Here is a 14,751-nt window from a genome sequence, read left to right on the forward strand (position 1 = left end):
GATAATATTTATATTTATTGCAATTCCTTAAATACCTGTTCAAATATTAGCGGATTGGTAAGAGGGCGCGAGCGAGTTTGTTTTTGCTACAACCGCCGTAGAAGTTTTGCAAACAATTACGATATGTTATATAATAACCATATGAATATTTTAGCAAAGATATTTTTTACTATTTTAATTTATTTATTTGTCGAAATTTATGTCTTCGTGGAGGTATCTATGAAGATAGGGTTTTTTTTCGCCGCTATCTTATTAATATTTTTTAGCATGGTAGGATATATGATTGCAAAAAAGATAAAGAGCACTTCCTTCCAAGATGCTCTTATTGATTATTCCAACGGCAGACCTACCGGCAAGAATTTAATCAGGTCGGCAAGTTTTTTCGTATCCGGAATTTTGTTTCTCATGCCCGGATTTGTTACGGATTTTATTGCTATATTTTTTTTAATTCCGTTCTTAAATTATTATCTTATATATATAATATTGAAATATTTAAAGAACAAGTTCTCCGGCCATTTTACCTATAATACATATCAAAGCCACAATGAAAACGAAAGTTATGATGTTAAGGATAAAACATTCACTTTCATTTCATTACCTTTCAATGATAAGAAGAAGGAAAAATAATGCGTGTGTTGTTCGAAAGCAAAAAAGTAAAAATAGTTGCCACTTTAGGACCGGCAAGCGCAGATAAAACCACCATCAAGAATATTATAAAAAACGGCGCAAATGTCTTAAGATTAAATTTTTCTCATGGAGACCCTGTTTTTTTTGCCAAACTTATAAAAAATATAAGAGGGATATCTTTAGACGCAGGTATTTTGATTGACCTGCCCGGACCTAAAATTAGAACAGGCGGATTATCGAAAGAAGAAATTTTTCTCAATAAAGGCGCTAAGATAATATTAACCGGAAAACACGTCGTATCCGACGGTAAAACGATATTTATAGATTATCCGTATCTCGGCAAAGATATAAAGCCGAATAGTTTGGTTTATATAGACGACGGAAAGATAAAGCTAAAAATTATAGACAAGATAAGTGAATATGAGCTTTTGTCAGAGGTTTTAACCCCCGGTACCCTTAAACCGGAAAAGGGTGTAAATTTCCCCGACGCAGTTTTAAGCATTCCTTCCGTTACCGAAAAAGACATGGAGTATTTGAGATTCGGAGCAGAGCATAACGTGGATATGTTTGCCGTTTCTTTCGTAAGGAGACCGGAGGATATAATATCGGTAAAAAATTTCTTAAAAGAAAACTATCCCGAAAAAGATTTTTTGATAATCGCAAAAATAGAAAAATTAGAAGCGGTAAGAAATGTGAAAAAAATAGCAGGGGTTGCCGATGCCCTTATGGTTGCAAGGGGTGACCTGGGAGTAGAGGCTCCGGTAGAAAATATACCCATTGAGCAAAAAAATATAATATCGGTTGCCGGTTTTTATAAAAAACCGGTTGTAACGGCAACGCAGATGCTTCTATCTATGGTTGAAAACGAATCTCCGACAAGGGCGGAGGTCACGGATGTTTCTAATGCTATTTTTGACGGGACGGATTCCGTAATGCTATCCGAAGAAACCGCTATCGGCAAACACCCTGTTTTGACCGTCCGTTATATGTCTAAAATAATAACGGCTACCGAAAACAGCGGTATTTTTAATAAGATTAATCGTGGTCTGAACAATCATTGCGGCAGCGACGGTAACGATAAAGACCGCAAAAGCATAGCAGATGTTTCATCTATAATCGCAAAAACGGCTGTTGCGGCTTCCAAACTCTTAGGCGGTTCCGTTATAGTGGCGATAACAAGGTCGGGTTATACGGCTAATTTAATATCGTCCTTAAAGCCCTATGCGCCCATTTTGGCTGTAGTTCCCAATGAGAGAGTCAAGAGAAAGCTATCTTTAAATTACGGGGTCACATGTATAGTCATGGAGGGCATAGCAGACGAAACCATTAATTTAAAAGACGTAATTAATTTGACTAAAAACAGGTTTGCAAATATCGGAAAAAATAAATCTCCGAATTATGCAATACTGACCGGCGGAGTGCCTATCGGCGAACCGGGTTCTACTGATTTTATAAAAATAATTAAAATAAAATAGCCGTGCGGTAGGGGGTATAGATAGTGAAAAAGTCAATTTTTATCGGAAGACAGCCTATCATAAGCGGCGACAAGAGTATATTCGGTTATGAGGTTTTGTTTAGAAAAACCGCTGAAAATTTTGCTGATATAAAGGTATCCGATAATTTGAGTGCTACCGCAAATGTGTTAGAAAATATATATGATATCGGCATCAAAACATTAATGGGCGAAAAGCCTGCATTCATTAATATAATCCCGGATGTTTTAGAAAAAGGCATGATTCAATTATTACCTAAGGATAAGATCGTTTTAGAAATATTAGAGACGAGCAGAATAGACGACAATGCCGTTTCTATCATAAAAGAGTTTAAAGACGAGGGTTTCGGTATCTCCTTAGACGATTTTGTTTACAGCGAGGCGTGGGAGCCGCTTCTTAGGCTGTCCGATTACGTAAAATTAGATGTTTTGCAGTATTCTAAGGCGGAAATAAAGGAAGTGCTTTTATTATTCAAGGATTACGGAATAAAATTTATAGCCGAAAAGGTCGAAAGATTTGAAGATTTTCAATTTTACAAGGATCTCGGTTTCAATCTATTTCAGGGCTATTTTTTTCAAAAACCCACGGTGCTTTCATCCTCGACTTTAGACCCGGATTATATGATGTTGATTGATATATTCAATGCTTTTCAGTCTAATAGAAACATAAAAGAGATAGAAGCATTATTTAAAATGACGCCCGAGCTCATTTATAGATTGCTTACGCTCATTAACTCCGTGGCTTACGAATTTATAGTAAGAATATCTTCCGTTAAACAGGCTATTGCGCTTTTAGGATATGATAATATTTCTCGATGGATACTCACCATAATCCTTGCTTCCAAAAAAAGCGATTTCAGATCTGATCCCTTATTGGAAAGTGCCGTGATTAAAGGGAAGATGATGGAAGATATATGCGAAAAATATATAGACAAAGACCTTTCCGACAAGGCTTTTCTGATGGGAATGCTCTCCCTGGTCAATGTTGCTCTGGGAATATCACTGGAAGATTTACTTGATAAAATAAACATTGATACAATAATTTATGAGGCATTAATAGAACATAAGGGTAAACTTGGGGATTTAGTCGAATTTATGGAAAAATATGGTGAAAACGACTATGTTTCGGCCAATGTTATTCTGAAAAAAATTAATCCTTCCGCTTTGATTTCCGATATTTTTGAAATAGATACCGTCGCTTTGATGTATCTTGAGAACGTTAAAAAAACAAAGATGCTCTAAAAGAGGGATTATTTACCGTTTTTATCGCTTTGTTTATTGCACTTGAATAATTAACATTCTAATGTTATATTATTATGTAAATAAAAGTTGAAGGAGAGATGGCCGAGCTGGTCGAAGGCGTTCGCCTGCTAAGCGAATGTATGTCCTAAAAGATGTACCGAGGGTTCGAATCCCTCTCTCTCCGCCAGTTCATAATCTCAGCGTTTTTGGAAAGATTTGTTTCTTCCTGTTACAGTGGCGGCAGGCTCATCATGCACAACGCGCATGGCAACTTTAAACTTCTGAGTACGATAGGAACAAGTGGTAATTCTGTTGGTGTATTTCCGCTCGTCTCCGCTAAGCTACGGCGAACCAGAGAAGCGTGAAAACACTATAATTTGAATCGCAAAAAGGAAAGGAATTTTTGCCCTTTTGCTTCCACGCTCGCCTTACGAACGCAACGACAGAGATTTTTAGATAAAACTGTTGAGTAAAAATATCATTCACGTTATCATATAAATGAAAGGTAATAATACCTTACACACTAATGCTATCATACTTTCTTTGGAAACTATGAAAAGTCAAAATAATAATTGTGTGAATATTAGGTATAAAATAAAGAAAATCCGAGCAAAAAAAGCGGATCTTCCCTGCACAACACTAACAAACATTTACAATTTATTAAAATAAACTTATGCGAAAACCATATTACAAAAAACCGAATTTTACCTTGTATCAAGCAGATACTCCGGAATTTCTAAAAGAAGTTCCGGAAAATTCTGTTGATATGATTTTTGCCGACCCCCCATATTTTTTATCCAGTGGATCTTTTAGTTGCCAAAACGGAAAGATGGTCAGTGTAAAAAAAGGCAATTGGGATTTGAGCAACGGGACAAAAAAGAATTTTGAATTTCATAATGAATGGATCAAAGGGTGTCGGCGAGTTTTGAAACCAAACGGCACAATTTGGATAAGCGGAACTTACCACTCAATTTATCAGTGTGGCTTTGCCTTGGAAATAAATGAGTTTCATTTTCTTAATGATATAATTTGGTTCAAACCAAATGCATCGCCAAATTTAAGTTGTCGCTTTTTTACTGCAAGCCACGAAACTTTGATTTGGGCGAGAAAGGAAAAGAAAGAAAAACATACTTTCAATTATAAGACTATGGTTGATTGGGAAAATAACTACCGAAAAGAAATTAAATGTAAGCATTGTGGCGAAAAAGATTATCATGAGATCTTGCACGAGAAAGGAAAACAAATGCGCAGCGTTTGGGCGATAAACACACCACAAAGAGTTGAAAAAACTTTCGGTAAGCATCCAACACAAAAATCAGCAGAATTATTAAAAAGAGTCGTTTTAGCAAGCACAAACGAAGGCGATGTAATTCTCGATCCATTTACGGGAAGCTCGACAACAGGATTGGCGGCATATTTGTTTGGGCGAGAATTTATCGGGATAGATAATGAAAAAAAATATCTTGATTTATCAATCAATCGATTTGAAGAATTAGACGAAAATATGAAAAAATAATTATGAAAAACTTAAAATTTTACAAAACAGTGTTAAAGTGCGATACGGAAGATCAAGTTTTTAAATTTCTCATTTCAAACTTAAAACCAAGCAATACAGAGTGGTCATATTTTGTGAATTGGGAAAAGGTTTTTGCTAATACAAAACAAATCGAGCTTGCCTTAATTATCTTTAACTATTTGATAGGTAAAGATAATTTTGATGACGAATTCAGATTTTTGCTCAAAGAAAATCCGAGCATTGCAAGAGTCATACCCGCTTTAGTAGTCAGGGATGGAAAGCATGCTGCAAAATTCAACATTCTGGTTGATTATAAAAACAAGAAACTTGCTTATGAAAATTATGATTTTTCCAAAAAAGATATTTCTGATGAGGATATAGAAAAATATTTGCGATTTGTAAAAGGAACAAAGTTGGATGCTTTATTCGCGAATAATAAAATAAAAAATCTTGTTGATTACATGATCGGCGTTGAAGCCGGGCTTGATAGTAACGGACGAAAAAATCGCGGCGGTCACGTAATGGAAAATATCGTTGATGTATTTATCAAAGATATTTGCAAGAAAAATAAGTTTAGATACTTGAAAGAAGCCAATGCCGATAAAATCAAAAGTGAACTTGCTTATAACGTACCGATTGATAAGTCATCGCGACGTTATGATTTTGTAATTGATAACGGAAAAGAATTGTTCATCATTGAAACTAATTTTTACGGTGGCGGTGGTTCAAAGTTAAAATCAACAGCGGGAGAATACCGTAATTTATCCGATGTCTTGAAAGATAAATTTAAGTTTTTTTGGATTACGGACGGTAACGGCTGGAAAACAACGACAAAGCCGTTACGAGAAACTTTTGATCACAACGATTATCTTTTCAATCTCACAATGCTTGAAAAAGGTATTTTGGAATTTTTATTGAAATAATAAAATTTTTTCAAGAGTAGTGTCTTCAATAAAAGCATAATTTAGAGTTCGAATTTAAAAGGGCACGCTGGTCGATTTTTTCCTTTAAACCGGAATATGATTTAAACAATGAAAAGAATTTGCAGGGCAGTCCGTCCTCCCGATAGTTAAAGCAAAAGAGTTTGTAATCTGTCTCTTAATCCAGAGTTTCTCTTCTCTTCCTTTGAGTTCATTGCAATACCGAAGGCTTTAAATGTTCCGAAAATAATCACATTTTTTTTACCGCGAGTAATGGCCGTGTATAGTAAATTTTTCTTTAGCATCAGATAATGCGTCTGATGAAACAAAACTATTACATTATTAAACTCGCTGCCCTGAGCCTTATGAATTGAAAGGGCATATGACAGCATTATATTTTCGTAAACATCTAAAAAATTGTATTTTATTATTTTTTTGGCATCGTTTGACACAATCTCGTTGAATGTTCCTGAAAAATCTACCGATAAGGTTTTTTCCGTATGGTCTATATTGTAAATGTATCCCGCATCACCGTTAAACACATCCAAGTTGTAATTATTTCTTCTCTGAATCACTCTGTCGTGAAGTCTAAATTGCGTTCCGTTGCAGATAAAAATTCCGCCGGCAGATTCTGCGGTATCGTTAGCCGGCATACCTGACGGATTAAATATATCCTGCAATATATTATTTAAATTATTATAACCGAGTTCGCCCCTTCTCATGGGAGTCAGAACCTGAATGTCATCAAAAGCTTTGGGTTCGACCGGACCATCATCTTGCCTGCTTATTCCTTTAGTTCTCTTATCCCTTACTTTTTTAACGAACAGGATGAAATCGTTTAATAGCTCGCTTTTACCGGTTACAGCCGTGTCGTAGCCTTTCCTGTACTTAATAGTGAATTCTTTTTTGCCTTCCCCCGTTTTGTCGGTAATAAACCTCTTATTATTTAACAGATTGTGGGCGTTTAAATTTATTAAGCCGCCCTCATTTTGCCTGAATACTTTAGTTAGAAACGTAACCGGAAAAAATGCATCCGGATATATTAAATCTTTTAAAACATCGCCGGGACTGACGGACGGAATTTGGTTGGCGTCTCCCACTAAAACTAGAGTAGCGCCGTCTTTCACGGCCTTTAACAGTTTATAGAAGATAATCACGTCTGTCATGCTCATTTCGTCTATCACTATAAGATCGTGCGGCAATCTGTTGTTTTCGTTATAAGTAAAAAAAGATTCATTAGTCTGTCTATCATATTGCGCTTTTAAAAGCCTGTGTATAGTCGATATATCAAGATTATTTTTATAGGGTTCGTTTTTATTTTTGTTGTTTGCATTTATAATATCCGAGAGCCTTTGTGCCGCTTTCCCTGATAATGAAGTCAAGGCCGTCCTCTTTCCGTCGAATAAACCCGTAATAGTTTTTATTATCGTAGATTTTCCGGTTCCGGGGCCTCCCGATATTATGGATATTTTATGCCTTAAGGCATTCAATGCGGCAGTCTTTTGTTCTTCGGTAAGAGACATTTTATTTTCCTGTGAATCAATAAACTTTTTGAGCTCTTCAACCGGCTGAATTCTATCAAAATCGTTCTCTGCCGTTAGCCTCTTCAACTCTTTCGCTATGCCTATCTCGGAGTAATAATAAATCGGAGGGTATATCCTTAGAAGATTTATTGCATTGCTTTTAACATCGTTTAAATTGGACACGGCGTCGTTCTCTATATTACCGCCTGAAACAGATATATCTTTATTATCGGTTAATATCTTTTTTTCCCTGATTAAATCGTTTAAATAACCCTTCAGTTCGGATTCATCCACGTCTACGTCTTCTATTACGTCCTTAAGTCCGTCTTTAATATGCCTATAATAGACATAGCAATTTCCGGAATTTTCGCAAATTTGGTTAATGATATACTTTACGGCTTCTTTAATTCTATTGGGGTCATTTTTTTTGATTCCAAGTTTTTCAGCCATTATATCGGCTTTTTTAAAACCGATACCCTTGATTTCAGTGAATAGAAACGGATTTTCTTCGGCTATCGCAACAGCCTTGTCTTTGAACTGGTTATAAACGGCTTTAATCTGATAGTCACTAAATTGATATGGCTTAAAAAACATTACGGCCTTCCTTAGACCGTAGCTTTCTTTGAGTCCGTCAAGAATGGTGGAAAGTTTGACCGAGCCTATCCCGCTCACCTCTTTGAGTTTTTCAGGTTCATTATCTATTACGTCCAGCGTTTTTTCTTTAAATTTTTCATAAATTTGTTTTGCCGTAAACTTTCCGATTCCCTTAAAAATATTAGAAGATAAATAATTTATTATTGCCGATTCAGTATTTGACAACGATATTTCATAGCGGTTGAAGTTAAATTGATACCCGTATTTTTTGTGATGGATAAATTCTCCCGTCAGTTTTACCTTTGAATCGGAAAGGGGTTTTTCGAAAAAAATGCCGGATGCGGTTATAAATCTGTCGTTTGACAATATATTCAGGATGGTAAATCCGTTTTCGGCGTTTTGGAATATAACCCTTTTTATAACCCCGGAAATCGTTTTGGTTGTTTTCGCCGTCCCGTTTTTAATGTTGTCCATAATCTCTGCTAATTCAATTAATATATAGGGTATATTGCAGTATTATAGCACCAAACAAAATTAAATCGAAGCGGATAAGGCGGAATATGTTTTAAAATAGAAATAGTCTCAAGTATAGACCGAGCAGGGTGATAAAAAGCACGGGTATAGTTATGATAAACCCGACTTTCAGGTAATATCCCCAGCTAATTTTTATTCCCTTTTTTTCAAGAATATTGAGCCATAAAAGTGTCGCAAGGGAGCCTATCGGCGTTAATTTAGGACCCAAATCGCTCCCTATAACATTGGCATAAACCGCCGGTTTGAACATCGTCGGTTTAAGACCTGCCGAATGAATTGCGAGCGAGTTTATCATAACGGTAGGCATATTGTTCATAATAGAAGATATAAATGCTGCCAAATATCCCATGTAAATCGTAAGAATGAAACCCCCAAAGCCGGCAAAATAAGCGATAGATTTTCCGAGCAAATATGTTAACCCCGCGTTTTTTAATCCGAAAACTACAAGATACATACCGAGGGAGAACACGACGATATTCCACGGGGCATTCTTAAAAACGGCTTTTACGTTGACTGCAGGGCTTCTAAGCGATAGGAAGATGAATATTACGGCAAAGCCGGCGGCAAAGACAGAAACCGGTAAACGTAAAAATTCGCTTAAAAAATAGCCCCCGAGAAGAAGCGCTAATATTAAAAAGGAGAGCTTGAAGAGGCGTATATCCTTAATCGCATCTTTAGGATTTTTTAATGATTTAACATCGTAACTTTTGGGGATATCTTTTCTGAAAAAAAGGTATAAAAAGAGCATTGATGCGGCTATAGAAAATAAATCAGGCACGTACATATCCATAAAATAAGTGAAAAAACCTATATTAAAGTAGTCTGCCGAAACGATATTAACCAGATTGGAAATCTTAAACGGAATGCTTGCGGTATCGGCGATAAACCCGCCTGCCATGATGAACGGAAGCATATTTCTTCTATTAAACTTGAGGGCTTTCATTTTTTCATAAACTATGGGTGTTATTATAATTGCCGCTCCGTCATTGGCAAAAAATGCCGCAACTAAAGCGCCGAGAATAATTACGTAAACAAACATTTTCTTTCCGCTACCCCCGGCAAATCTTGCCATATGGAGGGCTGCCCATTCGAAAAAACCGATTTCGTCAAGTATGATGGAAATTATAATAATAGCTACAAAAGTAAACGTAGCATCCCAGACTATGTCAAAGACCCTTACAATATCTTTAAGGGCTATTACGTTAAAAATGAAGGCTAAGACTGCTCCTATGACGGCACTGTATCCTATTCCTATGTTGTAAGGTTTTTTAACTATCAGGAAAAGGGTAAATAAGAATATTATAACGGAGGCAACGATTAAATAACCTTGAAAATGCATGATATCCTCATGTGTGATTATTATATGAATATATATTCATATTTTATATTAGCATAAATATATCTCACGAGTCAATAATATTTCCCTACGTATATCGGTAAATGTTATAATTTTTTATAAACTTAAATTTAAAATTTGAAGGGGAGATAAAATGAAAAAAATATTGGTTTTAATTGCCCTTGTCGTTCTAACGGTCGGGTTGGGAACATATCTGTATTCATCCGGAAAATTGGCGCAAATGGCGGGTGGTATTACGAGTATGATAGGCGGCGGAATGATGGGCATGATGGGCGGCGGATTCAGCGGCAGCGCATATGTCGGTTCCGGTCCAAAGGGGTATAGATTATTTAGGGCCAACGGGTGCATCAGGTGTCATACAATCAAGGGTTCCGGCGGAACTATGGGACCGGATCTTTCCCATATAGGTTCAAAAAGAAGCTTCCCATGGATTGTTACTCAAATAGCATATCCGTCGGCACATTTTAAACGCGGCTCCATCGTTGCGATTAACGGCAAAACTTATCCGGTCATAATGCCTAATTATGAACATATGCCTAAATCGCAGGTCATAACTATTTCAAAATATCTTGAATCGCTTAAATAAAATTTACCTATGATGCATAAGAGTGAAGACCCGGCAAAAGAATATCGACTCCAAGATAAGCAAATATTAGAATGAAGAATCCTATAACGGCTATCCATGCCATTTTTCTTTCCGTCCAGCCCCTCGTAATTTTTGCGTGTAAAAAGAGTGCATAGATAAGCCATGTTACCAACGCCCATGTTTCCTTGGGGTCCCAGCTCCAATACCCCCCCCATGCATTGTCTGCCCAAGCCGCACCTATAACGTTTCCGATGGTATCAAGGAGAAATCCGAAAACGATGGTTTTATAAATAGCTTCATCTAAAATATTACTTGAAGGAATAAGCCTTAAAAAGCGATTTTCTTTTTTTTGAGGATTCTTTTCTTTATTAAATTTTATCAGGAAAAGTACACCAAGCCCGCAAGACGTTGCAAAAGCGCCGTAAGCCAGAAAAAGCGCCAATATATGATAGAGTATCCAGTAGCTCTTCAATGCCGGAAGCCCCGGTTCGATTATGCTGGATGAAATCGGAGAAAAAGTCGCAAATGTTAAAGCGGCTCCGGCAATAAACGTTATAATTAATCCCAACGCGTCAAAGTCGTAAAAAGTTCTTAGTAAAATAAAACCCAGAATAATAACGTATGAGAAAAGCACTAAGGAATCATAAAGATCTACCAAAGGCGGCATGTCAATGCCGATTTTATAAGAATACAGCCATCTTACGGCAAAGGCAAAAGTTTGAAGGGCTAAAGTCAGTATCAAAACAGCCAAAGATATCTTTGCAAATATTTTTTTGCCTTTGCTTAATATATAGATTAGATAACCCGCAAAAGATAAAGCTATTAAAAACAATGAAATAGCAAAATACAAAGAACCGTCTAAACTTGCAATATTCGCATGAATCATTTTTAATCTCCCTATGGACTTAAATATAATTTTTAAATTCGGTTATTGTTTTATCAATTTTATCGTAATATGAAATAGATTTTTTATTGGAACCCATTAAAATTTCCGTCGTACTTCCTTCCCCATTTTCCGAAGGGTAAATTTTCATCCGTAAAGTTTTATGATTAAAGTAAAAAGAGAAGAATAATGAAATAATCATAAAAATGGAGCCTATCCAAATAATCCATGTGTATGAGTTTTTAGCTATTTCCAGACCGCTGTAATAGTATACTTTTACCCCTGCGAATATAAAAGCAAGCTTTTCTTTATACGTCGCAAGTATCAAAGGAAACTTATGCGCCCCTGCAATGCCCGGATGTTCGAAGAATGTAAGATTTTTCAAGTGCTTCTCGTTTTTATATAAAGATATATAAAACGGGATTTTATGTTTACCGGAGTTTCTTAATGGACTAAATTTAAATTTTAATCCCTTTATACCCGTATCGTACAATGTCCCCGGTTCAGCAAAGATTGTACGCTTCTTAAAATGAGTGCCCCCTAAATTCACTAAAAGTAATCTGGCGGCCGAAGGCAAATAGTGCCCGTAGCTTACCTGATAAATAGTGAGCCCGTCATACGTAAGGGGGTGGTTTACCCGTATTGATTTTGTAAGGATTACCTTATGGTTCTTGATTATGCTCAATTTACTGATATAAGCCGCGGGTACTCCGTCCTTGTAATACTTTGTCGTATATTTATCAAGCCTTATTTTAAATGGCAATTTAACGGGTTTTCCGTTTCTGTTTTTATCGCTCAACATATATGAATAACCGGTTGACAGCCCTTCATTGATATTTACGTACGACCTGAATCCGTGAGTAATGTTTAAAATTACTCCGAATATTATAATTATTATAGCTAAATGAACCGCATAGGGAGACAGACGGAATATTCCGTTTTTAGAAAAATACAGTTCAGACTGTTTGCCGTCATATTTTTCCTTGGGTTTACCGAATTTCTTTGAAAACATATTTTTCGATATAGACAATACCTCTTCCTGGCTTTTTGAAGAATCTAAACTATAGTATCTTGTTTTTTTAGATTTTCCTTCCTTAGCGTCGCTTGAAGAGATATTCGGAAACGACGGATCGGGGTTAAAGATAATTTTAAGGGTGTTAGGTATCCTGTCTATGGAGCATACAATTAAATTGACGGCAAATAAGCCGCCTAAGGCTACGAAATACCATGAACGGTAAACATTTAAAAAGCCGAGTCCGTAAAGTATATTAAAAAAAAACGGACCGTACGCCGTTTTATATACTACTAAAGGTTCGCCCTGTTCTATAATAGTGCCTATTATGGATACTGCAGAAATTAAAATAAATAAAATCATAGCCAATTTTACGGAAGAAAAAAGCCTTTTCAACTTTGATAAAATGACGATTATAAGCTTCATACGCTACCTCAATTGTTAATTATTGAATTATGCCTTATTATATTTTTTTATTAATTTTTTTAAACTCGTATTTCAGAAAACCCGGCGGTAGTTCTCCCGTAAAATGGGTAACGACAATCCCTTTTCTATTTATTATAAAGGACTGCGGTATCTCGTAAATATTGCCGTAAGCCTTGGATATGCTGCGGGTAGCCATTCCTACCGGATACGTGATGATACCCCCCTTAAAGGTCTTTATGAAATTAAGCACCGCTACCGGTCCACTATTGTTAACGGAGAGACCGAAGATTACGAAGCCATCCTTTTTATGCGATTTATAAAATTTTTCAAGCCTCGGCATTTCATCTCTGCAAGGGGGACACCATGTAGCCCAGAAATTGATGAGAATAATCTTGCCCCTAAATTTTTTTAAAGATAGAGTCATTCCAGGATAGTTAATACTTTTAACGGAAAATTGGGGGGCAAGAGTTTCCCTGCCCGATTTAGTTATTTTAGTGTTTTTCATTAAGCCTGAAAACTTAATCGCTAAAATGGATGCTGCAATAATGACAATTATAAAAATTATTATTTTGGTTGTCCGTTTGGAATTTTTATTCATTATAACCTCCTTCTTTTTTACCGCTGCATAACCGTATGGCTAAGTTCATAGCTCATATGAGATTACAAACGGCATAAACAATATAATAACAAGTTAAAAACTTACATTTAGATCATATAGATTAAACAGAAAGGAACTTAGGGGGATGATTTATGGGAAATATTAAGAGTTTCTGAAGAAAAATATATAGTAAAAAAATGAGCATAAAAGTTGCGCCGAAATTGCCGGTAGAATCAAATATATTCGTGAATATATTTTGGCATTCTATGCCGCATATTGACTGGATTTGTTGCAAGTGTTTGCTGCTCGAACTCAATAAAGCGTAAAATACAGAATTCTTGAAGACCGATTTGTTTTGAATAGTTATCGGTTTTTTAGGATGATATATTTTGGCAGAAAATCCTATATTTGAAGACGCCGGATAAGCATAGCTCAGTTCGGTTACGCATATTAAATAAGTTATACTCAGGAAAGATAAAACAAAAAATGCGACATATAAATACCTTTTTAAAGCCACGTTAAACGCTCCTTTCCTTATCCGTATATACTTTTTTCATCTTGCTCTCAATGTTACTACGAATAAACAGCGGTGTCAATCTTATAAATTTTCAACGCCCTCGAATCAAAGTAAAGCCTTGAAATCCAACTTCTGTTATTGTAAAAATCCGTTGAGATTTATTATAATGTAAAGAAAAGGTTAAAAAACAGAGGGGGCACAATAATATGTCGGAAAATATTAATGGTATTTTTTCTTCTATCGCTAATGTTTATGATTTTATGGGGCATTTTTTCAGTTTAGGAATAGACGGAATATGGCGAAAGATTGTTGCAGGGGAGGCTATGGTAGAAAAAACCGACTATAAAGTACTTGATGTCGCTACCGGAACGGGTTCTATCGCAATCGATATTGCCGAGAAAGCAAGGAGAGTTAAAAAACAGGTTGAAATCGTCGCCGTAGATTTCAACAAAGATATGCTTAACATAGCCAGGAATAAAATAAAAAGAAAAAGAATAGTCAATATACGCGTTAAAATCGAAGATGCTATGAGACTCGACGAGCCCTGTTGCAGTTATGATGTTGTGACTGCGGGATTCTTGCTCAGGAATATCGATGATACTGAAGTTTTTGCTAAAGAGTTAAAAAGGATTTTGAAAAAGGATGGAAAATTTATATTATTGGAAATGGGTAAACCTCAGAATAGAATTTCTAAGATATTTTTCGAAATATATTTTTTTATAATCAGATTTTTAGGTTCGATTATAAATAAAAATGCGTATAACTGGCTGACATACAGCATAATGGCTTTTGATAGAAACGAGATGCTGAATATTTTAGCGAACAAGGGATTTAGAGATCTAAAGATTAAAAATCTGCCTTTTCATGTAGGTTTTGTAATAACCGGCATAAAATGAGATAGTTCTAAACAACAACATTGATTAA

The 14,751-nt window shown here is 35.8% G+C and carries 12 protein-coding genes and 1 tRNA gene; 8 read left to right on the forward strand and 5 right to left on the reverse strand.

What is annotated here, in order from left to right:
- Positions 1-141 precede the first annotated feature (141 nt).
- The 6 genes from ACMCNP_RS07095 to ACMCNP_RS07120 all read left to right on the forward strand — a co-directional run bounded on the left by ACMCNP_RS07095 (position 142) and on the right by ACMCNP_RS07120 (position 5,800).
- The gene (locus ACMCNP_RS07095) at positions 142-627 is read left to right on the forward strand and encodes an FxsA family protein (RefSeq protein ID WP_419315712.1); all 486 of its coding nucleotides are present in this window, start codon (positions 142-144) and stop codon (positions 625-627) included.
- Complete coding sequence (gene pyk / locus ACMCNP_RS07100) at positions 627-2,102, forward strand: pyruvate kinase (RefSeq protein WP_419315715.1); 1,476 nt, start codon at positions 627-629, stop codon at positions 2,100-2,102. Before ACMCNP_RS07095 ends, pyk begins: the two co-directional genes overlap by 1 nt.
- Positions 2,103-2,125: 23 nt before the next feature.
- Positions 2,126-3,361, forward strand: a complete 1,236-nt coding sequence (locus tag ACMCNP_RS07105) for an EAL and HDOD domain-containing protein (RefSeq protein ID WP_419315718.1) — start codon at positions 2,126-2,128, stop codon at positions 3,359-3,361.
- 92 nt (positions 3,362-3,453) lie between these two features.
- Positions 3,454-3,548: transfer RNA gene (locus ACMCNP_RS07110), tRNA-Ser, on the forward strand.
- A gap of 486 nt (positions 3,549-4,034) precedes the next feature.
- Positions 4,035-4,877: a DNA-methyltransferase gene (locus tag ACMCNP_RS07115; protein ID WP_419315721.1), complete on the forward strand. Its 843-nt coding sequence runs from the start codon at positions 4,035-4,037 to the stop codon at positions 4,875-4,877.
- Between the two features lie 2 nt (positions 4,878-4,879).
- Positions 4,880-5,800, forward strand: a complete 921-nt coding sequence (locus tag ACMCNP_RS07120) for a type II restriction endonuclease (RefSeq protein WP_419315724.1) — start codon at positions 4,880-4,882, stop codon at positions 5,798-5,800.
- A 146-nt stretch (positions 5,801-5,946) separates the two neighbouring features.
- Here the strand turns inward: ACMCNP_RS07120 and recD2 are convergent, their stop codons facing one another.
- Positions 5,947-8,388, reverse strand: coding sequence for an SF1B family DNA helicase RecD2 (recD2, locus tag ACMCNP_RS07125; RefSeq protein ID WP_419315727.1), 2,442 nt, complete (start codon positions 8,386-8,388; stop codon positions 5,947-5,949).
- Positions 8,389-8,479: 91 nt separating this feature from the next.
- Positions 8,480-9,787: an arsenic transporter gene (locus ACMCNP_RS07130; protein WP_419315730.1), complete on the reverse strand. Its 1,308-nt coding sequence runs from the start codon at positions 9,785-9,787 to the stop codon at positions 8,480-8,482.
- A 151-nt stretch (positions 9,788-9,938) separates the two neighbouring features.
- Here ACMCNP_RS07130 and ACMCNP_RS07135 point away from each other — a divergent pair, with 151 nt between their 5' ends.
- Positions 9,939-10,391 carry a c-type cytochrome gene (locus ACMCNP_RS07135; RefSeq protein WP_419315733.1) on the forward strand — a complete coding sequence of 151 codons (453 nt, stop codon included), beginning with the start codon at positions 9,939-9,941 and terminating at the stop codon, positions 10,389-10,391.
- Between the two features lie 7 nt (positions 10,392-10,398).
- Here the strand turns inward: ACMCNP_RS07135 and ccsB are convergent, their stop codons facing one another.
- The 3 genes from ccsB to ACMCNP_RS07150 are packed head-to-tail and all read right to left on the reverse strand — an operon-like array spanning position 10,399 to position 13,310.
- The gene (gene ccsB / locus ACMCNP_RS07140; protein ID WP_419315736.1) at positions 10,399-11,277 is read right to left on the reverse strand and encodes a c-type cytochrome biogenesis protein CcsB; all 879 of its coding nucleotides are present in this window, start codon (positions 11,275-11,277) and stop codon (positions 10,399-10,401) included.
- A gap of 19 nt (positions 11,278-11,296) precedes the next feature.
- Positions 11,297-12,712: a cytochrome c biogenesis ResB family protein gene (locus ACMCNP_RS07145; protein WP_419315741.1), complete on the reverse strand. Its 1,416-nt coding sequence runs from the start codon at positions 12,710-12,712 to the stop codon at positions 11,297-11,299.
- A 37-nt stretch (positions 12,713-12,749) separates the two neighbouring features.
- Entirely contained in the window at positions 12,750-13,310 is a 561-nt protein-coding gene (locus ACMCNP_RS07150; protein ID WP_419315743.1) for a TlpA disulfide reductase family protein, read from the reverse strand.
- 723 nt (positions 13,311-14,033) lie between these two features.
- Between ACMCNP_RS07150 and ACMCNP_RS07155 the strand changes: the two genes are divergently transcribed.
- Positions 14,034-14,723 carry a ubiquinone/menaquinone biosynthesis methyltransferase gene (locus tag ACMCNP_RS07155; protein ID WP_419315747.1) on the forward strand — a complete coding sequence of 230 codons (690 nt, stop codon included), beginning with the start codon at positions 14,034-14,036 and terminating at the stop codon, positions 14,721-14,723.
- Positions 14,724-14,751 lie beyond the last annotated feature (28 nt).

This window comes from Candidatus Acidulodesulfobacterium sp. H_13, assembly GCF_048541835.1.
Lineage (GTDB): Bacteria > SZUA-79 > SZUA-79 > Acidulodesulfobacterales > Acidulodesulfobacteraceae > QIJE01.